Consider the following 19449-nt stretch of genomic DNA (forward strand, 5'->3'; position numbering starts at 1 on the left):
TACCGCTCCCGACACCCGCATCTTCGACCTGTCGGCCGAACAGCAATCCGACGTCGATTCGATGCACGCCGCAATCGTGGCCGAGCCGGAGGGCCACCCACTCTCCCTGTTCGAATTCTGGCCCGGTTCCGTCTTCTACACGCCGATCGTGCTCTACTGGATCGCGATGGGCATCCGCTATGGCGACTTCAGCGTTCCGACGGCCGCCAATCCGCGCATCGAGACCGGCGGCCTGTGCGGAGAAAGCAAAAGCGCGATTCTGGACATGGCCGGACAGATCGCGAAGCCCTGGATCGCAGCCTATGCCACCTTTACGACCAGTCGCGGCCGTGATGACGAAGGTGATCTCTCGCGTGCCCATGCGGCAATGGACGAGGCGTCCCTCTCCTATCCGGTCGTGGTCAAGCCCGATATCGGATGCAACGGCACGGGCGTGAAACTCGTGGAAGACGAAGCGGCCATGAAGGCCGTGCTGGCGCGTTTTCCTCGAGGCGTCGGCCTCATGGTGCAGGACCTGATCGATGCCCCGATTGAAGCCGGCCTGTTCTACATTCGCCATCCCGATGAGCCTCGTGGCCGGATCACCTCCGTTACCTACAAGGAAGCGCCGATCCTCACCGGCGACGGATCAACGACGCTGCGTGATCTCCTGCATGGCGACCCGCGCACAAAGCTCGTCCCGCATCTCTATCTCCCGCGCCTCGAAGGACGATTGAACGACGTTCCCGCTTCCGGAGAACGCGTGCGGCTCGTATTCGCCGGCAACCACTGCAAGGGCTCGATCTTCCGCAACGGTGCCGACGACATCACGGACGCCCTGACCGATCGTCTCGACCAGCTCATGAAGGATGTGCCGGACTTTCATTTCGGCCGGATCGATGTGAAGGCGACGTCCACCGCTGCCCTGCGGCGCGGCGAAGGCTTCCAGATCATCGAGATCAACGGCGTCGGCTCAGAAGCGACCCATATCTGGGACCGACGCACGACGCTCTGGGAAGCCTACCGGGCGCAATTCTTCCATTATCGCGAGACGTTCCGCATCGGTGCGGCAAAGCGTCGCGCCGGATGGAAGACCTGGGGCGCATTCACCATGCTGCGTTACTGGATCAAGCAGCGGCGCCTGCTGGCGTCCTATCCTCTCAACGACTGAAAACGGGCGTCCGGCGCCCGGAACGTCTCAGTTTCCGAGCGTTCCGCCGCCGAAGATATAGTCGCTGACCTGCTGCTCCAGGCTCACCTGGTCGGTGGTCCGGCTGATCGTCGCTCCGAGCGGCAGTGCCGTCGTGCTTTTACCCGGATTGATCGTCAATGCGTTGTCCGCCGTCATGGTCGGCGATGCGATGCCGAGCGTCGTGTCATCAGGCAGATGCAACGAACGAGGCACCGTGAAGTCGACGCGCGCGAGGTCCGACTGCGAATCGAGGGAAATCCCTTCCACCCGGCCAACGATGACACCGGACAGAGCCACGTTCGCGCCGACATGAAGTCCGTTCGCCGATGCGAACCGGCCATGCATCGTGACGCTGTCCCCTATCGGCGCCCGCTGGGTCGCCCCGGCATAGGCCGCGAAGCCGACCGCTACGACCAGCACGAGCGCACCGCTCACGATGCCTCCGCCCTTGCTTTCGCCGTTTGCCGCCACGCGTCTCGCCTTCTCTGCCGACGGCCCGCTGATCCGGCCATCTTCCTGCCGCGACTTAGGCGTCCGCCGCGGGATCGGTCAAGCAAACCTCTCCTCTCCCGAAGTGATCGGACTTGGAGGCGGAGCCGCCTTTCAGTAACAAGTGCCCACCATTCAACCGATCTTCATAACCGGAGTCTCCCATGACGCTGCTGCAGGCCGTCATCCTCGCGATCGTCCAGGGAGCGACAGAGCTGTTTCCCGTCAGCAGCCTCGGTCATGCGGTCTTGATCCCTGCCCTGCTGCACTGGCGGATCGACGAGCACGATCCCCTGTTTCTGCCCTATCTGACGCTCCTGCATCTGGGCACGCTCCTGGCCCTGATGCTGTTCTTCTGGCGTGACTGGTGGGCCCTGATCGCAGGATGCCTCGGCGTGCACGGCGTGCAGCGCCAGATGGATTCGATCCGCGTCGTCGCCCTGCTGGTCGTGGCGACGGTGCCGGTTGTTCTGGTGGGCGCGGCGCTGGAGCACAAGCTGCGCCGCGTGTTCGGCGCACCGGACGCGGCAGCCTGCTTCCTGATGATCAACGGCCTGCTGCTCCTCGTGGTGGAATGGCGCCGCCGACAGCAGGGCCTGCGTCCGACCCGCGCGATCGCCGCGATGAACTTCGTGGATGCCGTGGCCATCGGCGTCTGGCAGTGCCTGGCCCTGCTGCCCGGCATTTCGCGCTCGGGCGCCACGATCAACGGCGGCCTGCGCCACGGCCTCGATCACGAGACCGCCACGCGCTTCTCGCTGCTGATGGCCCAGCCCGTCATTCTGGCGGCATCCGTCCGCGAGGCGTTCGCGCTGCGTCACACGCCGCCGACCCACGACCAGATAACGCTGGGACTGATCGGCTGCGTGATCGCGGCCGTCACCGCCTTGCTCAGCACGGCCTTCCTGCTGCGGTTCATGCGTAACCACGACCAGTGGGCGCTCACACCGTTCGGGCTCTACTGCCTCGCCGCCGGCGTCGGTTCGCTCGTTCTGCTTCACATCTGAAAGGCAGTTCCCACGGGACGGACGTTCCTGCATTGTGGGAAGTCATGTCAGACCCGCAATCATCTCTCGCCTTGCCCGTGACCCGACTGACACGGCGCAAGACGCTCGATCAGGTCACTGCCGAATGCCAATCGCATGATCTCAAGCGAACGCTTACCGCAACACAGCTGACGCTGCTCGGCGTCGGCGCCACCATCGGTGCGGGCATCTATGTCATGACGGGGGAAGCCGCCGCCGATTATGCCGGCCCCGCCGTTCTGGTCTCGTTCGTGATTGCGGCCCTTGCCTGCCTGTTCACGGCATTTTCCTATGGCGAGCTGTCCTCGACGCTTCCGGTCGCCGGATCGGCCTATTCCTATGCCTACGTCTCGATCGGCGAAGGTGCGGCCTGGACTGTCGGCTGGCTCCTCCTGCTCGAATACGGGATATCCTGCGCGGCGGTCGCATCGGGCCTGTCCGGCTACGCCACCAGCCTGCTGTCCGACCTGGGCGTGCACGTGCCGGCCGCATTGTCGCAATCGACATTTCAGACCGTGCTGTCGGGCGCAAACCTGACGCTGACGGTCGGCCCTCGCCTCGACTTCGTCGGGGGGCTGGCCGTGATGATCGTGACGGCCTTGCTGGTCCGCGGCGTGCAGGAATCCGCACGCGTGAATGCGGTCATCGTCGTGATCAAGGTCGGCGTGCTGTTCGTATTTGTGGGATTCGGGCTGCAGGCCATGCATGCCGCCTACTGGCACCCGTTCATCCCGCAGAGCGAAGGCGGCTTCCGATACGGGCTTCCCGGTGTCTTCCGCGCCGCCTCGATCATCTTCTTCGCCTATGTCGGCTTCGAGGCCGTCTCCACCGCTGCCGCGGAAGCGCGCAATCCAAGGCGCGATGTCCCGATCGGGATCGTCCTCTCTCTCGTGATCTGCACGGCCGTCTATATCCTTGTGGCATCCGTCCTGATCGGCATCGTGCCCTATCGCGAACTTGGCGTGGCCGACCCGCTCGCCATTGCGGTGAATGCCATGCACGAGCCCTGGCTGGCCCTCCTCATCAAGGTCGGCGCAACGGTCGGGCTCTGCTCCGTCCTGCTGGGCCTGCTCTATGGGCAGACCCGGATCTTCTTTTCGATGAGCCGGGATGGCCTGATCCCAGCCGCGTTCTCGCGTGTGCATCCCACATTGCGCACGCCCTGGATCGGTACGATCCTGCTGGGCATATTGGTAGCCATCGCGACCGCGACCATGCCGCTCGAAGTGATCTCCGATCTCGTCAGCATCGGCACCGCATGCGCATTCGGGATCGTCAACTTCACGGTGATCTGGCAGCGCAACACACGCCCCGGCATCACGCGCCCGTTCAGCGTGCCGTTAGGTGGGATCACGATTGGCGGCTTCTGGATCGGCATCGCGCCGGCCCTCGGGATCGCATTCTGCGTCATCATGACGCTGCCGCTGTGCATCGACCTCCTGCGCGCACTCGGCAACGGCAACCCGCTGCCTGCCATCCTGCTCGGCATTTACATCGTCATCGGCATTGCCACCTATTTCGCCTATGGCCGCAGCCATTCGCGCATGGCGCAAGCGCCCTTTGACGCGGACTAGCCGCCGACTGCTCACACTGGCGGCGTCTCTCGCCGCCGTCATCTCGGCCACCGGCATCGGTCTCGGCGGCTTCGGCTGGCACGTCCTTCACGCAAGCCGCTCGATCCTTTCAGAACAGATTGAGATCGTCGGTCTCTCGGGGCCCGTCGTCATCACGCGTGACGCGCAGGGCACCCCCCGGATCGTCGCATCATCCCGTCCCGATCTCGCCCGCGCCCTCGGCTTCCTGCATGGCCAGGAACGTTTCTTCGAAATGGACCTCATGCGCCATGCCGGCGCCGGCGCGCTGTCCGAACTTGTCGGCCGGGGCGCGGTATTGCTGGACCAGCGCCTGCGTCTTCATCGTTTTGCGCAGCGTGCCCGGCATCTGCTCGGCCTCCAAAGCCCCGACGACCGTGCGCTGCTCGACGCCTACAGCGCCGGCGTGAACGCCGGCCTGCACGCTCTCGGCCATCCGCCGTTCGAATACTCGATCCTGCGCGTCAGACCACGAGACTGGCAGCCAGCCGACTCGCTGCTCGTCGTCTATGCGATGTATCTCGATCTCCAGCCGAGCGCGCCGCGCGCGCAGCAGGACCGCGCCATGCTGCGGCAAGCACTCGGGCCCGACATGGCCGCGTTCCTGATGCCACGCGCAACGCCTCTGGATGCGCCCATCGACGGCAGCGTCCTGCCCGCACCGCCCATGCCCGAGACGATGGCTCTTCCGTTAGACCACAGCCAACAGGCTCCCCTGCCCGTGCCAGAACATGGATCGAACAGCTTCGCCGTCTCGGGACATCTGACCGCGACCGGCAGTGCCATGCTCGCCAACGACATGCATCTGGCACTCAGCGTGCCGAACATCTGGTACCGCGCAGAACTCGTTCAGACCAGCGCCCACCCCCGGCATCTTGTCGGCGTCACACTGCCCGGCGAGCCGTTCGTCATTTCCGGCAGCAATGGTGCCGTCACCTGGGCCCTGACGGACGGTTATATCGAAACGGGCGAGGCGATCCGCCTCGATCCCGTGCCCGGCGCATCGAACGCCTACCAGACGCCGGACGGGCCACGCCCGATCACGACATCTCATGAGCATCTGGTCGTTGCCCACGGGGCATCACATGACGTGCCTGTCGAGGAAACGATCTGGGGCCCCGTCATGGGTCGAGACGCCTCGGGCGTAAGTCTCGTCTGGCGCTGGAGCGCCCATGACGACAACGCCATACAATATGACGGCTTCCGCGGGCTTGAAGACGCAAGGAGCGTGCAGGAAGGACTGGATGCGGCCCATCATGCAGGCCTTCCACAGCAGAATATTCTGCTGGCCGATGCGCAGGGGCACATCGCGTGGAGCATCATAGGGCCCGTTCCCGACCGCTATGGGGTCGACGACGGCCTGCCACACTCCTGGGCCAGCGGAGATCACGGCTGGCACGGTTATCTGACGCCTGACCAGGTCCCGCAGATCATCGACCCTCCGGGCGGCCGCTTATGGACCGCCAACGGACGCATGGTCGGTGGAGACGCACTGCGCCTTCTGGGCGACGGGGGCTATGCCGACGGTCTACGCGCAAGCCGAATCCGCGACGACCTGTATGCATGAAACCGGTTCGCTGAATCGGACATGCTGGCCATCGAGACGGACGACCATGCGGATGCGTTGCGCACGTGGCAGGCCCTGCTCCTGCACGCAACCACCGTGGCCAATATACCTGATCTTCGTTCGGAGACCCGGCACTGGGGTGAACGCGCCGTGCCGGACTCCATCGGCTACCGGCTCGTGCACGACTATCGTGCCCATGCGCTCCAGATCGTGTTCGGGGCCTATACCAGCCTTCCGATAACGCCACGCAGCGCATGGTCGGTGGAAACCTTGCTGACACGGCGCCCGTCCGGTCTCGTTTCTCCGGGCTTCGACTCTTGGGATAATGTGGACCGCGCCATCATCGCCCGGATCCAGGCCGACGTGGCGAAAGCCGGGACGCTCTCGCAGTTCACATGGGGCCGCGCGAATCATGTCGGCATCCATCACCCGTTGTCGCGCTTCATCCCCGGGCTGCACGTTCTGACCGATCCACCGGGCGTCGCCGAAGCCGGTGACACCATGCTACCGCGTGTCGCAGTGCCCGGTTTCGGTGCATCCGAACGACAGGTGATCAGCCCCGGCCATGAAGAGCAGGCCCTGTTCGATATGCCGATGGGCGAAGCCTCCGATCCGCTTGCGCCCTATTACGGTGCAGGCCAGGCCGACTGGGTCGCAGGGCGCGCAGAACCGCTCCTGCTTGGCCCAATCCGCTGGACGCTGGTCCTGACGCCATGAACGGCTACGGGTTGGGAGCCGACGGCTCCGCACTGCTCCGGGGGCCCATGTATGACCCGGGCGGCGGCCGCATGATCGGCGGCGAGATCATGTCGTTCGACAGCACATCGCCGTCCGGCCACGCCGCCCCGCCCGGAACGTCGGCCACGACCGCAAGGCGGTTGCGGGGCAGCGCCTCGGGGCATTCCTCGCGGATCCGGTTGATGATCTTCTCGCGGATCTCGCACCGCAGATCCCAGCTCTGAAGCGCATTGCGCGCGCTTGCGATGATTCGGATGCTCATGATCTGCGCGTTGCAGTCCGCCACCTGGCAGTCGAACACCTTGCCGTCCCAGAGCGGGCAGGTCTTGATGATGTCCTGAAGCTGCTCGCGGATCTTGTCCATCGGCGCCTGGTAATCGAGGTACAGGAACACGACGCCGATGATCGCCGCCGAATTATGCGTCCAGTTCTCGAACCTGTTTTCGAGGAAATAGGAAATCGGCACGATATGCCGCCGCCAGTCCCATACCCGCAGCACGACATAGGTCGCGGTGATTTCCTCCACCCAGGCCCAGTCACCATTGATGATGATCAGGTCTTCCATGCGGATGGGCTGGGTGATTGCGATCTGAACGCCTGCGATCAGGTTGGTCAGCAGGCCGCGCGCGGCAAAGCCCACCACGATCGATGCGGCACCGGCGGAAGCGAACAGCGACACGCCGTAATTGCGCACCGAGGGAAAGGTCGTGAGCGCGATCGCGACCGTTACGACGCCCGTCATGATCTCGCCCATGCGTCGCAGGACCCGGATCTGGGTCTGGTGCGTACGGGCCATGATGTCATCGGTATGTTCGCGCGATGACAGCCGGATCAGATAGGCCTCGGTCGCAATGCGAAACGCAATGACCGCCGAATAACCGACGAGGAGGATGAAGGCGATCAGCAGGATACGGGCGAAGATCTGGATCGTGTCGTATGACAGCCCCGACGCCGCCGGCAGCGACGACCCCACAGCGAGAATGACCAGCATGAGCCGCGCCGGACGCCGCATGGCGAGGGCGACCGTACGCACGGCCGCGCCGCCGCGTGAGCCCGGCACCCGCAGCAACGCGTCGGTCGCAAGCCGACTGACATAAAATGTCACCAGCCCGATGATGAACAGCATCAGGACAGAGGCGACCGGCCCGGGAAGCCAGTCGAAATACTGCCGGAAGGCGAACATCGAACTGAGATATTGCTGCTTCAAATGTTGTGTCCTATCGGCCGGACGGCCCTCCGGCCCCACCTCGTCCCGCCCGTGTAGGGACCTTTTGCCGTAATTGTGAAGTCCAATTCGCCCCCGTGCATCCCGACGCGTCTCCATGGTTGACACCAAGGGACACGTTCTTTAAGTCGGCCTCCACCGGAGGCCATGGCGGCGTAGCTCAGCGGTAGAGCAGGGGAATCATAATCCCTTGGTCGGCGGTTCAAATCCGTCCGCCGCTACCATCGGCCCCGGTTCCGATAATCCCTACATGACCATGGCGCGATGCGCCTGGGATCGCTAGAAGCGTCGCCATGAAAGCGCCGCTCGCGATCGTCACGATGGTCTACAACGAACCGGAATTCCTTCCGGTCTGGTGCCGCCACTATGCCCGGCAGGCAGGGCCCGCCAACTGCTACGTGGTGGACCACGGGTCCAGCGACGGCTCTGTTGACCGGATCGGCGAGGTCAACCGGATCCGCCTGCCCCGCTCGCCCCAGGATGATGAACGTCGAGCGCAGGCGATCTCGTCGATCTGCACGGGCCTCCTGTCCTACTACGATGCCGTCATTTATGTGGACGTCGACGAGATTCTGGTCGCCGATCCCGCGCTCTATCCATCACTGCGCGATTTCGCCGCCCAGACGCAGGGCGATGCCGTCGTCGCAACCGGTCTCGACGTCATTCATGCGATCGAAACGGAAGCCCCGATCGACTGGTCACGGCCCGTATCCACGCAACGTCGCTGGCTCCGCTTTTCAAGCGCCATGTGCAAGCCCGCGCTCATCCGGCGTCCTGTCGCCTGGGCACCGGGCTTTCACAGCGTGAACATTCCGAGCGTCTTTGGAAGCCCGTTGTTCCTGTTCCACCTGCGCTATGCCGATCTCGATTCCGGGCTTGTCCGTCTGGGGCGGACGCGCCGGCAGGCGTGGAGCAGCGAGTATCTCGGACAGCATCAGCGCATGGGCGATCAGAACTGGGCCTCCATGCTGTCGGGCATGGCCCACCTGCCGCAGATCAACGACACGTCTCTGGCCGAGAGCGACCCACAGCTTGCCGACTGGCGCGATCGCGTGCGGGCCAGCATGGTCGGGCGCGAGCACGAACGCTACACACTCGATCTGCATGTCAGCGGAGACGCGCTGTGGCGCCTGCCCGACCGCTTCGTCAATACGTTCTAAAAGCTGCCGGACCATAACGCGACCGGGCGTGTCTCAGCCTGCGCGCAGGGTCCGGATCGTGTCGCCCTGCCCGCTTCGGCCGTGGATATGTACCAGCCTGACAGGCATCAACGATATCAGGCACCCTGGGTGGCGACTGATAAGCCGTATCGGGTAATCCGGTAGCAAATGCATGCCGATGGCCGCGCCTTGCGCTGCCATCGGCATGAGCAGGCTGTCAGTCAGCCGGAGATTCGGCCACTTCCGGCTGTTCCGTCGCTTCGGCGCCAGACTCCTGCGAGCGGCGCTCGTCCGTGTCGGCATTGGCGCGCTGGCGCTGAACGTGACGTTCCTGCTGGCTCTGCTGCGCTGCCTGCGTCATCGCGTTCAGGATACGGAAATAATGCTCCGCATGCTGGAAATACGCCTCGGCCAGAATCCGGTCCCCTGTCCCGGTCGCATCGCGTCCCAGCTGGAGATACTTCTCGAACAGCTGCTGGGCGGTGCCGCGTACGCGCAGGTCCGGGCCGTTGCTGTCGAACACGTGATTACGGTTCAGGGGCGTCTGGCCATTGCTGTGACGCACCCCGCCACCACCGCCACCTGTCGGCCGATGATGACGGCTTCTCATACGTTTCATGTTCATGGACTTGCGAAGCACTTTCCTGTTCGCGGCCGTGCCGAAAAGGCGAACGAGACGCCCTTGAGCGACATCGCGACCACACACCGGCCCGAAGACCAACATGGAGCCGCCGGAAACAACTCCGGTCGATATCGCGTCGATATGCCGAACTGCCATACCGGGCCATCTAGGCACCGAAATCGTCGCATCCGCAGGACCAACCTGCCGGCCGTCCGGGTTCGCGGACGGTCTTCGATGCGGTGAATGGCAGCGACGCCCTATCGTTTATCGCAGAAGTCCGCCCGCGCCAACCGCTTTATGCGTCTGGCGCCTCCAGCACGAGCGCTCGCGCGATCCCGCCCAGATCCTGCCAGCGCCCACGTTCCGCAAGACCCTGTCCGCGCGCCAGTGCCGATACCTGATCGATCTGCCCGATACCCATTTCAAGTATTGCGCATCCACCCGGCACAAGAAGATCGGGCAGACGGGACACGATCACGCGATAGGCATCGAGCCCGTCCACACCCCCGTCGAGGGCGCGGCCGGGTTCGTATTGCCGAACTTCCGGCATCAGGCCGGCTAGATCGGCTCGCGGAATATAGGGGGGATTGCTCAGCACCACGTCAAAGCGCGCGTCCAGTGCCGTATCCCATGATCCCGCGAAACAGGCGCATCGCTTGTCCAGCCCGTTCGCGCGGGCATTGCGCATGGCGAGTACTGCCGCGTCGGGCGACAGATCGACACCGATCCCGATGGCCTCCTGATATTCGGACAAGGCCGCCAGCAGCAGACACCCGGTCCCCGTCCCGAGATCGAGCACCGAGCGGACCGACGCACGATCCGGGCGCATCTGCAGCAGCGCTTCGATCAACGCCTCGCTGTCGGCCCGGGGAATCAGCGTCTCGCGCGACACCGCGAGAGAAAGCGTCCAGAATCCCGCGTCCCCGGTGATGAATGCCGCAGGCTCCCGCGCACAACGACGCTCTACTGCCTGTTCCAGCCGTGCGAGTTCCTGTGCCGTCAGATTTTCACGTAGCAGGAGCCCGGACGCGTCGGTCTCCAGTACATGGCACGCAAGCCATCGGACTTCGCGCGCGGCATCTTCGATCCCGGCCGTGTCGAGATCACGAAACAGGCGTGCTCGCACCTCCCGCCACGCAATCGGGCTCTGGCTCACAGGACGGCTCTCGCGGTATCAAGGGGCATGTTCAGGATCTCTCTCGCCTCATGTCGGGCGGCGGCGCTCGCAGGTTTCGCTTTCTGCGGCGCAGCGCACGCCGGAAGTTTCACGGTCGTCGATGACCGGGCGCCGGTCGAAGTGTCCGAAGTCTCACGGCTCTATATCGACGGCAATCTGGCCGCCACGTTCAGGCTCGATCCCAATACCCCGACCCAGTCGCGCGTCGTGCAGACCCCGATGGGCCGTGTGAACCACGATTATGCACTATGCGGCGAGATCACGATCCAGACGCCTGACGGTCGTCACGAAACCCATCAGGTCAGCAGCGAAGGCATCCTCAATCATCCGGATGGCCATACGCTTCAGGCGATCGGTGCCGCCGACTTCACCGATTTCTACCTGACCGACCCTGACGATCCGACGATCGCCGAGCATCATCCGGGCCGGTCCGGCGCCTGCATCAGCCCGTCCGTCTGACCTCAGGCCAGACCCTCGGCCGCCAGCAGCGCCGTCTGCTCGTCCTGCGCCAGTGCATCCACGATCTCGGCGAATTCGCCCTGCATGATCCGGTCGATCTTGTAGAGCGTCAGGTTGATCCGGTGGTCGGTCACGCGACCTTGCGGAAAATTGTAGGTCCGAATCCGCTCCGAACGGTCGCCAGTACCGACCTGTGACTTCCGGTCCGCGGCCCGGCTCGCATGCGCCTGCGCGCGCTCGCGTTCATACAGCCGGGCGCGCAGGATCTTCATCGCCTTCGCACGGTTCTTGTGCTGGCTTTTCTCCTCCTGCATCGCAACCACAATGCCGGAGGGAAGATGGGTGATGCGAACGGCACTTTCCGTCTTGTTGACGTGCTGCCCGCCGGCACCCGACGCGCGATAGACGTCGATCCGCAAATCGCCATCATTGATTGCGACGTCCACCTCCTCGGCCTCCGGCAGCACCGCGACGGTGACCGTCGACGTGTGGATCCGGCCCTGGCTTTCGGTCGCAGGCACGCGCTGCACGCGATGCACGCCCGATTCGTATTTGAGACGCGCGAACACGCCGCGCCCCGTGACCGTCGCCATCCCGGCACGCAGACCGGCAAGCTCGCTCTCGTCGTATTCGAGAACCTCGAAGCGCCAGCCACTCAGATCCGCGAACCGTCGATACGCGTCGAACAGCTCGGATGCGAAGAGCGCTGCCTCGTCGCCGCCGGCCGCCGGCCGAATTTCAAGGATCGCACTGCGCTCATCCGCCTGATCGCGTGGCAGCAGCGCCAGCCGCACAGCCTGATGCAGCGCGTCCATCTGCGCGTTCAGCGCCTCGAGCTCGGCCTGCGCCAGCTCGCGCATCTCGGGGTCGTCGAGCATCGCACGAGTCGCTTCGCGTGCCCGGTCAGCGCCGCGATAGGCCTCGATTGCAGCCACCACTGGCGCGAGCTCGGCATATTCGCGTGAGGCCGCCGTGAAGTTCTCGCCGCTGCCCTCGGCCAGAATCGCTTGCAGTTCGTCATGGCGCGCGACCACACGATCAAGCCGCTCGTCCAATGCCACGGTCTTATGCGCTCCCGATCGCCCGGATCTGATCGGCAACCGCATCGATCGGAACCTCGCGCTGCGCACGCAGGCGAAGGTCGCGCAACTGCACGCAACCGCGCGAAAGCTCCTCGTCCCCCAGGACTACCGCATATTCGGCGCCTGATTTCACGATGCGCTCCATGCGCTTCTTCATCGCGCCGCGATAGACGATCTCAGCGCGCAGGCCTCTGGCCCGGAGCGACTGCGCAACGGCCGCAGCCGCCGCCATCGTATCTTCGCCGGTCGGCAGCACCGCGATACCGGGAGCCTCGGCGGCCATGTCCTCCAGCAGAAGCGCCAGACGTTCGATGCCACCGGCCCATCCGATGCCAGGCACTTCCGGACCGCCCATCTGCCCAACCAGACCTTCGTATCGGCCACCCGCCAGCACGGTTGCCTGAGCGCCAAGCCGATCGGTCGTGAATTCGAAGGCGGTATGGCTGTAGTAATCGAGCCCGCGCACGATCCGCGGGTTTTCGACGAACGGTACGCCGAACGCTTCGAGCGACCAGCGCAGCCGGTCCCAGAACGCCTTCGATGACGCATTCAGGTAGGCCGAGAACGCCGGTGCCTCGTCCAGAAGGGCCCGATCCTGTGCATCCTTGCTGTCGAGAATGCGCAGTGGATTGGTCTCGAGCCGCTTGCGGCTCTCACCTGAAAGCGCATCCGCGCGCGCCCGGAAATAGTCGACCAGCGCGGAGCGCCACGCGGTGCGGCTTTCCAGATCGCCCAGTGTGTTGATTTCGACGCGCAGGCCCTCTGCCAGACCGAGAGCCTGACAGACGGCATAGGCCATCGCGATAACCTCGGCGTCCGAGAACGCGTCCGTCGTGCCCAGAAGCTCGGCGCCGATTTGATGGAACTGCCGATAGCGCCCTTTCTGCGGACGCTCGTAACGGAACATGGGCCCCTGATAGAACGCCCGCTGCGGCAGGGTCTGGGTCAGGCCATTGGTTACGAGCGCACGGCAGATGCCCGCCGTCCCCTCCGGCCGCAGCGTCAGGCTGTCACCGCCACGGTCATCGAAGGAATACATCTCCTTCGACACCACGTCGGATGTATCGCCCAACGTCCGCGCGAAAACGCGCGTGTCCTCGAAGATCGGCGTAGTCCATTCCGCATAGCCGTAATCCGCGACGACACGACGCGCCGTCGAGACGACATGCTCGAAGCGGCGCGCCTCGTCGCCGATCAGGTCGTGCGTGCCACGTGCGGGCTGGAGCGCGTTCGATGGTGCCGCCATCAGGCGACCGGGTCCATCTGCTTCGCCGTGGTCGCGTCTTCCTCGCCCGCCTGGATCTTGGCAACCTTGGCTTCGACCAGCTCGACGATGTGCTCGATCATGCTCGCGCCATCCATCGTGTGGTCCTGACGTCCGGCCGAATAGACCATGTGGCGCCCACCGCCACCGCCGGTCACGCCGATATCGGTCATCAGCGCCTCGCCCGGGCCATTCACGACGCATCCGATGATCGACAGCGTCAGCGGCGTCTTGATGTGCTGAAGGCGATCTTCCAGCGTCTGCACCGTTTCGACCACGTTGAAGCCCTGACGCGCACAGGACGGGCAGGAAATGATCTTCACGCCGCGATGGCGCAGGCCGAGCGACTTCAGGATGTCCCAGCCGACCAGCACTTCCTCTTCCGGTGCTGCCGAGAGCGAGACGCGCATCGTGTCGCCGATGCCGGCCCACAGAAGGTTGCCGAGGCCGATCGACGACTTCACCGTTCCCGCGCGCTTCGAGCCCGCCTCGGTGATCCCGATGTGAAGCGGGTGATCGCACTGCTCGGAGAGCTGCTGATAGGCCGCAACCGCCATGAAGACATCCGACGCCTTCACGCTGATCTTGAACTCGTGGAAGTCGTGATCCTGCAGGATCTTCGCGTGCTCGAGGGCACTTTCCACCAGCGCCTCAGGGTTGGGTTCCCCGTATTTCTCGAGCAGGTGCTTCTCGAGCGAACCGGCGTTCACGCCGATACGGATTGAACAGTTGTGGTCGCGTGCCGCGTTGACGACTTCGCGCACACGTTCGGCGGAGCCGATGTTGCCCGGGTTGATCCGCAGGCACGCAGCTCCCGCCTTGGCGGCCTCGATCGCGCGCTTGTAGTGGAAATGGATGTCCGCGACGATCGGCACGTTCACTTCCCGGACGATCTCGGCCAGAGCCGCCGTGCTCGCCTCGTCCGGGCAGGACACGCGCACGATATCGACGCCGGCCAGCTCGGCGCGTCGGATCTGCTCGATCGTCGCCTGTGCGTCTGACGTGAGCGTATTGGTCATCGTCTGGACGGATACGGGCGCGTCGCCCCCGACCGCGACCTTGCCCACGTGAATCTGGCGGGATTTGCGGCGCTCGATATGCTGATACGGGCGATAGCTGCTCATGACCTGTCCTCTGGCTCCGATTTGGGGCTTTGGCGCGTGTTACCTGCCAAAATCCATGTGCCGTGGCTAGGGCGAATGCCGTAACCCTATTGTGCGGCCGCAGGCGGCATGGCGTCCGACGCGGGTTTTGGGGCGCCCGACTGCGGAACGACATGGCCTGACCGAATGGCATCGGCGGAAACCGGCAATCCCCGAACGACCGCGCCGCTGCGGCCCAAAGGCCCGGTCATCGTGCTGCCGACACTGAGCGTGATCCCGCCCGCGTTGCCGACCGTCACGCGATAGACTGCATCCGATGCCGAATCGGCCGGAGGCATCCAGGTCTCGCCCGCCTTCAATACACGCTGCACCAGCATATGACCTTGTGCGTCCCGGACGGAAAGCCAACTGTCTGCCGAAGCGTGAATGACGGGCACATCCGGCGACACCGTCGGCGCATCTGCTGCGGGCGGTGCCGGAGGTGTCGTCGTCGGCACGCTCGGTGCGGGCGTCGTCGGAGGGACGGGTGCCTGAGGCAATGCGCCGGCCGCCAGTGCCGATGTTTCGTCATGCAGAGGCGGCACAGGCGTATTTGCGCCCTCGCTGCCATTCGCTGCCGCATTCGGGGCGCTGGCATTCGGCATGGCCGCGCCGGATGCCGTTACTTCCGCGCCTTCACGGGGCAGCACGACACCCGGCGCTGGGACAGACGGACTCGCGACGGGCGGCTGAACGTGCGGCTGCAAGGGAGGCGCACTGCCCTGCCCCGATGCTGGAACACCGGACGCGGGCGGCGTCACCGGACGCGGCGTCGGTGCATGGCCGGGTTCCGGCAGAACAGACGCAACCTGCGGCGACGCCGTTCCATGGCTCGTTACGCCGGGCATGACCTCGGCGACAGACGGCACATGCTCGGACGGCACCACCTGGTGTCCGGTAGTGCGATACCAGACGACATAGGCGATCACGACGACGACCAGCCCTGACGCAACACGGACGCTGACCGGAATGCTGCGGTCGGGCTCCGGCGCGGGAAACGACAGCTCCGGCTTGCGATGGAGCGCACCGCCCGCCTCGCGCGAAAAGCGCTGTGCCATTTCCTCGCCATCGAACCCGAGGGCGCCTGCATAGGTTTTCAGAAAGCCAACCGCATAGGCTGCCCCCGGCAGATCCTCGACCCGGCCTTCCTCCAGCGCCTCGAGATGCGGCAGCCGGATGCGAAGCCAGTTGGCGATATCAAGCAGCGCCCAGCCAAGCTGCTCCCGCCGCGCCCGCAGTTCCGCGCCGATCGCCTGCGCCTCGCGCGGACCCTCCATGCGATTGGGCGATCGCCCACCCGGCCGGCTCGGCGTCCGGTTCGGCCGCGCATCGGATTTCATCGCGCGGTGCGCTCCTCCCGCTGGATCAGCGCATCGACCGCCTGCTCGACCAGATCATGCAGGATTGCGGCAACGGGCTCGATGCTGCGGACCATCCCGACGGACTGGCCTGCCATGACCGAGCCGTGTTCGACATCGCCGTCGATCACGGCCCGTCGCAGTGCACCCGCCCAGAAATGCTCGATCGAGAGTTGCGCGTCCTCACGGGACAGGGCGCCATCCTGAAACTGCCGTAACGTATCGGCCTGATGCGCCATGAAGGCCCGGCTGGCTGCATTGGCCAGCCCGCGCACCGGGATCACGGGGAACCGGTCGTCGAGTTGCACGGACGTAATGGCATCGCGCGCATTGGCGCGCACGAAGGCCGCCTTGAATTGCGGGTGCGCAATGCTCTCGGCCGATGCCGCGAACCGTGTGCCGAGCTGCGCGCCCGAGGCGCCGAGTTCGAGATACGACAGAACCGCATCACCTCGCCCAAGCCCGCCGGCCACGAAAACGGGCACGCTTTTGAGATACGGCAGGATTTCCTGCGCCAGGACCGTGAGCGAAACAGGGCCGACATGCCCCCCTGCTTCCGAGCCTTCGATGACGAGCGCCTCACATCCCAGTTTTACCAGACGCTTGCCGAGGCCGAGCGCCGGCGCGAACCCGATCACCCGGGCCCCGCCATCGCGGATCTTGCGGATCGTGGCCCCGGACGGCACGCCGCCCGCCAGCACGATGTGACCGACATTGCGCTCAAGACACACATCGACCAGCGCATCGAGGCGCGGATGCATGGTGATCAGGTTCACGCCGAACGGACGCGACGTCAGGGCCTGGGTCGCATCGATCTCTTCGGCCAGCCGCGCCGGCTCCATCGCCCCGCATGCGATGACACCGAAGCCGCCGGCGTTCGAAATGGCGGATACGAGGTGTCGCTCGCTGACCCACGACATCGCACCGCCCAGAATGGCCATTTCGCTGCCGAGGAACGATTTTCCGGCCGACCAGAGATGGTCGAGCGTCCGGCGCGCTTCGAGACGCGCGTGGTCGTCCGTGGCGACCGGGACATCCGAGACGGCAGGGTGCGTCATGGTGTCGTTGACTGCTGACATGGCGGTATCGGTCACCGCGCGTCCAGACCGTAGGCCGTATGCAGGGCGCGCATGGCAAGCTCCGTGTATTCCGCGTCGATCAGCACGGAAATCTTGATTTCGCTCGTCGAGATGACCTGGATGTTGATGCCCCGCTCGGCAAGCGTGCGGAACATCGTATTGGCGATGCCGGTATGGGACCGCATGCCTACGCCGACGACGCTGATCTTCACGACATCGCGCGACGTATGCAACTCGGCATACTGGATATGATCCTGCTGTTCTTCGAGCACTGCCACCGCACGCGCCTGATCGACGCAGCCGACCGTGAACGTCATGTTCGTCAGACCGTCCGTGCCTGTGCTCTGGACGATCATGTCGATATTGACGTGCGCCGCCGTGAGCGGACCAAAGATCGCAGCCGCGATCCCGGGACGATCCGGTATGCCGCGCACGGAAATCTTCGCCTCGTCGCGCGAGTAGGCAATACCGGCGACAACCTGCTTCTCCACGATCTCTTCCTCGTCAACAACCAGTGATCCCGCCTGCACCAAGCCCGACTCCGCGAAGCTCGACAGGACGCGCACCCGAACCCGCTCGCGCATGGCGAGACCGACGCTGCGCGTCTGCAGAACCTTTGCCCCCACGGACGCGAGCTCCAGCATCTCCTCATAGGTGATGCGGTCGAGCTTGCGGGCCCGCGACACGATACGCGGATCGGTCGTGTAGATGCCATCGACATCGGTATAGATGTCGCAACGATCCGCCTTCACGGCTGCCGCCACGGCCACGGCCGACGTATCCGAGCCGCCCCGCCCCAGCGTTGCGATCCGTTCCTCCGGGCCGATGCCCTGGAAGCCGGCAACCACCGGCACGACGCCCGCCTCCATGCAGCCGATTAATGCAGCGCCATCCACGCTCTCGATCTGTGCGCGGCCATGCGCATTATCGGTGAGCAACGGGATCTGCCAGCCGAGCCAGGATCGGGCGGGAACGCCGAGAGCCTGCAATGCAATGGCGACAAGCCCGCTTGTCACCTGTTCGCCGGCTGCCACGACCGCGTCGTATTCCCGCGGATCGGCGAGATCGTGCAGTGCCGCGCAATCGGCGACCAGGCGATTCGTGACACCTGCCATGGCGGACACGACGACCGTCACCTGCGCACCGGCGGCGACCTCGCCCCGCACGCGCTCGGCGACGGCACGGATTCGGTCGAGATCTCCAACCGATGTGCCACCGAACTTCATGACGATCCGGGCCGGCGTGCTGGACATTGGAACCTTGCTCTCCGGGACACGCTTTCCGTCACGCGCGGTCATACCGTGATGCACGCGCGGGGGATGCCCGCATTCGGGCGATTGCAATTTCACGCCCGACGCCGCAAGTCAGCACGCAGATGACAAACGGTTTCCCGACACGCGATGCGGGCGAAGGCGGCTCACATACCGTCTGGCACGCTCCACGTCCAGACGATCACGCGGTTTACCGCCATTTTTCATTGCGGTTTTGCACCTCTCTTCAAATAGGGCCACACGATACACATGCCTGACGGACATTCGGTTTCCGCGCGCGAGATCGCTCATTTCGATAAACTCGCCGCGACATGGTGGGACGCAAGCGGATCGATGCGCGTCCTGCACGCGATGAATCCACTGCGGACCTCCTGGATCGAACAGCGGCTCGAACCGCTGACGCAGGCCCGCGGCGGACCGCTGAGCCTGCTCGATATCGGTTGCGGTGCCGGCCTCGCCAGCGAGGCCTTCGCGAAGATGGGCCTCAACGTGCTCGGGCTCGATGCGTCGAAAGAGGCAATCGCCGCAGCGGCCGCCCATCAGGAGCAGGCCCCCCTGCCCGCCACGGCTGGCACCCTCTCCTACCGCGCCGGCAGTGCCGAGGATCTGGTCAGCGAGGGCGCGCAGTTCGACGTCGTGACCGCGCTCGAGGTCATCGAGCATGTCACCGACCCGCAGGCCTTTCTGAAGATGTTGAGCACGTTGACCCGGCCCGGCGGGTCGGTCGCCATCTCGACACTTAACCGGACGCTCCGCTCCTTCACGGTCGCCAAGGTCGGGGCGGAATATCTCGCACGCCTGCTGCCGGTCGGCACCCACGACTGGCGCAAGTTCATTCGCCCGGACGAGTTGTCGGCCATGGGACGGAAAGCGGGCCTGCGCATGACGGACGTGGCCGGCATGACGTTCATCCCGCCGCGCTGGCGCGCGACCCGCGATACGGGCGTCAACTACATCGCGATCTTCACACGCGACTGAGCAATTTCGCGAAGACTAAGGCTCGGCGGGCGCGACATTTATCGCGCCCG

The 19449-nt window shown here is 64.9% G+C and carries 16 protein-coding genes, 1 tRNA gene and 1 pseudogene; 8 read left to right on the forward strand and 10 right to left on the reverse strand.

Features of this window, described 5'->3' with window-relative positions; all coding sequences use genetic code 11:
- Window positions 1–61 precede the first annotated feature (61 nt).
- Entirely contained in the window at window positions 62–1150 is a 1089-nt protein-coding gene (locus B8446_RS11335; RefSeq protein WP_048849720.1) for a hypothetical protein, read from the forward strand.
- A 27-nt stretch (window positions 1151–1177) separates the two neighbouring features.
- Here B8446_RS11335 and B8446_RS11340 read toward each other — a convergent pair whose 3' ends face one another.
- The gene (locus tag B8446_RS11340) at window positions 1178–1606 is read right to left on the reverse strand and encodes an MlaD family protein (RefSeq protein WP_084712291.1); all 429 of its coding nucleotides are present in this window, start codon (window positions 1604–1606) and stop codon (window positions 1178–1180) included.
- A gap of 218 nt (window positions 1607–1824) precedes the next feature.
- Between B8446_RS11340 and B8446_RS11345 the strand changes: the two genes are divergently transcribed.
- The 3 genes and pseudogenes from B8446_RS11345 to B8446_RS11355 all read left to right on the forward strand — a co-directional run bounded on the left by B8446_RS11345 (window position 1825) and on the right by B8446_RS11355 (window position 6561).
- The gene (locus B8446_RS11345; protein ID WP_048849689.1) at window positions 1825–2667 is read left to right on the forward strand and encodes an undecaprenyl-diphosphate phosphatase; all 843 of its coding nucleotides are present in this window, start codon (window positions 1825–1827) and stop codon (window positions 2665–2667) included.
- A 44-nt stretch (window positions 2668–2711) separates the two neighbouring features.
- Complete coding sequence (locus B8446_RS11350; protein WP_048849721.1) at window positions 2712–4259, forward strand: amino acid permease; 1548 nt, start codon at window positions 2712–2714, stop codon at window positions 4257–4259.
- Window positions 4246–6561 (forward strand): annotated as a pseudogene (locus B8446_RS11355) (penicillin acylase family protein). Before B8446_RS11350 ends, B8446_RS11355 begins: the two are co-directional and overlap by 14 nt.
- A gap of 4 nt (window positions 6562–6565) precedes the next feature.
- On the opposite strand, the gene B8446_RS11365 reads toward B8446_RS11355, so the two are convergent.
- The gene (locus tag B8446_RS11365; RefSeq protein WP_048849695.1) at window positions 6566–7789 is read right to left on the reverse strand and encodes a mechanosensitive ion channel family protein; all 1224 of its coding nucleotides are present in this window, start codon (window positions 7787–7789) and stop codon (window positions 6566–6568) included.
- 167 nt (window positions 7790–7956) lie between these two features.
- On the opposite strand from B8446_RS11365, the gene B8446_RS11370 reads away from it, so the two are divergent.
- Both B8446_RS11370 and B8446_RS11375 read left to right on the forward strand, forming a co-directional pair.
- A tRNA-Met gene (locus B8446_RS11370) sits at window positions 7957–8031 on the forward strand.
- Window positions 8032–8100: 69 nt separating this feature from the next.
- Window positions 8101–8967 carry a glycosyltransferase family 2 protein gene (locus tag B8446_RS11375; RefSeq protein WP_048849696.1) on the forward strand — a complete coding sequence of 289 codons (867 nt, stop codon included), beginning with the start codon at window positions 8101–8103 and terminating at the stop codon, window positions 8965–8967.
- A 217-nt stretch (window positions 8968–9184) separates the two neighbouring features.
- Here B8446_RS11375 and B8446_RS11380 read toward each other — a convergent pair whose 3' ends face one another.
- Together B8446_RS11380 and prmC are read right to left on the reverse strand one after the other, a co-directional pair.
- Entirely contained in the window at window positions 9185–9586 is a 402-nt protein-coding gene (locus B8446_RS11380) for a DUF4167 domain-containing protein (RefSeq protein ID WP_241767756.1), read from the reverse strand.
- Window positions 9587–9884: 298 nt separating this feature from the next.
- The gene (gene prmC, locus B8446_RS11385) at window positions 9885–10745 is read right to left on the reverse strand and encodes a peptide chain release factor N(5)-glutamine methyltransferase (RefSeq protein WP_241767757.1); all 861 of its coding nucleotides are present in this window, start codon (window positions 10743–10745) and stop codon (window positions 9885–9887) included.
- Between the two features lie 27 nt (window positions 10746–10772).
- Between prmC and B8446_RS11390 the strand changes: the two genes are divergently transcribed.
- Window positions 10773–11225, forward strand: coding sequence for a hypothetical protein (locus B8446_RS11390; protein ID WP_053053836.1), 453 nt, complete (start codon window positions 10773–10775; stop codon window positions 11223–11225).
- A gap of 2 nt (window positions 11226–11227) precedes the next feature.
- On the opposite strand, the gene prfA is transcribed toward B8446_RS11390, so the two are convergent.
- The 6 genes from prfA to B8446_RS11420 form a co-directional block, all read right to left on the reverse strand.
- Window positions 11228–12286 (reverse strand): peptide chain release factor 1, encoded by a 1059-nt coding sequence (prfA, locus tag B8446_RS11395; RefSeq protein WP_048849698.1) that lies wholly within the window; start codon window positions 12284–12286, stop codon window positions 11228–11230.
- Between the two features lie 4 nt (window positions 12287–12290).
- Window positions 12291–13553, reverse strand: coding sequence for a histidine--tRNA ligase (gene hisS, locus B8446_RS11400; RefSeq protein ID WP_048849700.1), 1263 nt, complete (start codon window positions 13551–13553; stop codon window positions 12291–12293).
- On the reverse strand, window positions 13553–14695 hold the full coding sequence (gene ispG / locus B8446_RS11405) for a flavodoxin-dependent (E)-4-hydroxy-3-methylbut-2-enyl-diphosphate synthase (RefSeq protein ID WP_048849701.1): 1143 nt from the start codon (window positions 14693–14695) through the stop codon (window positions 13553–13555). Before ispG ends, hisS begins: the two co-directional genes overlap by 1 nt.
- Window positions 14696–14781: 86 nt before the next feature.
- Window positions 14782–16053, reverse strand: a complete 1272-nt coding sequence (locus B8446_RS11410; RefSeq protein ID WP_048849702.1) for a helix-turn-helix domain-containing protein — start codon at window positions 16051–16053, stop codon at window positions 14782–14784.
- Complete coding sequence (locus B8446_RS11415) at window positions 16050–17129, reverse strand: NAD(P)H-dependent flavin oxidoreductase (protein ID WP_148505969.1); 1080 nt, start codon at window positions 17127–17129, stop codon at window positions 16050–16052. The genes B8446_RS11410 and B8446_RS11415 overlap by 4 nt, the downstream gene beginning before the upstream one ends.
- A gap of 32 nt (window positions 17130–17161) precedes the next feature.
- A complete protein-coding gene (locus B8446_RS11420) occupies window positions 17162–18403 on the reverse strand; it encodes an aspartate kinase (protein WP_048849705.1) in 1242 nt (413 codons plus the stop codon).
- Window positions 18404–18670: 267 nt separating this feature from the next.
- On the opposite strand from B8446_RS11420, the gene ubiG reads away from it, so the two are divergent.
- Entirely contained in the window at window positions 18671–19399 is a 729-nt protein-coding gene (gene ubiG / locus B8446_RS11425; RefSeq protein WP_048849707.1) for a bifunctional 2-polyprenyl-6-hydroxyphenol methylase/3-demethylubiquinol 3-O-methyltransferase UbiG, read from the forward strand.
- Window positions 19400–19449 lie beyond the last annotated feature (50 nt).

Source organism: Tanticharoenia sakaeratensis NBRC 103193, assembly GCF_000963885.1.
GTDB classification, from domain to species: Bacteria; Pseudomonadota; Alphaproteobacteria; order Acetobacterales; family Acetobacteraceae; genus Tanticharoenia; species Tanticharoenia sakaeratensis.

Coding starts and splice junctions, on each gene's coding strand:
- B8446_RS11335 (WP_048849720.1), top strand. CDS start 62: ATGCACGCCGCAATCGTGGCCGAGCCGGAGGGCCACCCACTCTCCCTG.
- B8446_RS11345 (WP_048849689.1), top strand. CDS start 1,825: ATGACGCTGCTGCAGGCCGTCATCCTCGCGATCGTCCAGGGAGCGACA.
- B8446_RS11350 (WP_048849721.1), top strand. CDS start 2,712: ATGTCAGACCCGCAATCATCTCTCGCCTTGCCCGTGACCCGACTGACA.
- B8446_RS11375 (WP_048849696.1), top strand. CDS start 8,101: ATGAAAGCGCCGCTCGCGATCGTCACGATGGTCTACAACGAACCGGAA.
- B8446_RS11380 (WP_241767756.1), bottom strand. CDS start 9,586: ATGAAACGTATGAGAAGCCGTCATCATCGGCCGACAGGTGGCGGTGGT.
- B8446_RS11390 (WP_053053836.1), top strand. CDS start 10,773: ATGTTCAGGATCTCTCTCGCCTCATGTCGGGCGGCGGCGCTCGCAGGT.
- hisS (WP_048849700.1), bottom strand. CDS start 13,553: ATGGCGGCACCATCGAACGCGCTCCAGCCCGCACGTGGCACGCACGAC.
- ispG (WP_048849701.1), bottom strand. CDS start 14,695: ATGAGCAGCTATCGCCCGTATCAGCATATCGAGCGCCGCAAATCCCGC.
- B8446_RS11410 (WP_048849702.1), bottom strand. CDS start 16,053: ATGAAATCCGATGCGCGGCCGAACCGGACGCCGAGCCGGCCGGGTGGG.
- B8446_RS11415 (WP_148505969.1), bottom strand. CDS start 17,129: ATGACGCACCCTGCCGTCTCGGATGTCCCGGTCGCCACGGACGACCAC.
- B8446_RS11420 (WP_048849705.1), bottom strand. CDS start 18,403: ATGTCCAGCACGCCGGCCCGGATCGTCATGAAGTTCGGTGGCACATCG.
- ubiG (WP_048849707.1), top strand. CDS start 18,671: ATGCCTGACGGACATTCGGTTTCCGCGCGCGAGATCGCTCATTTCGAT.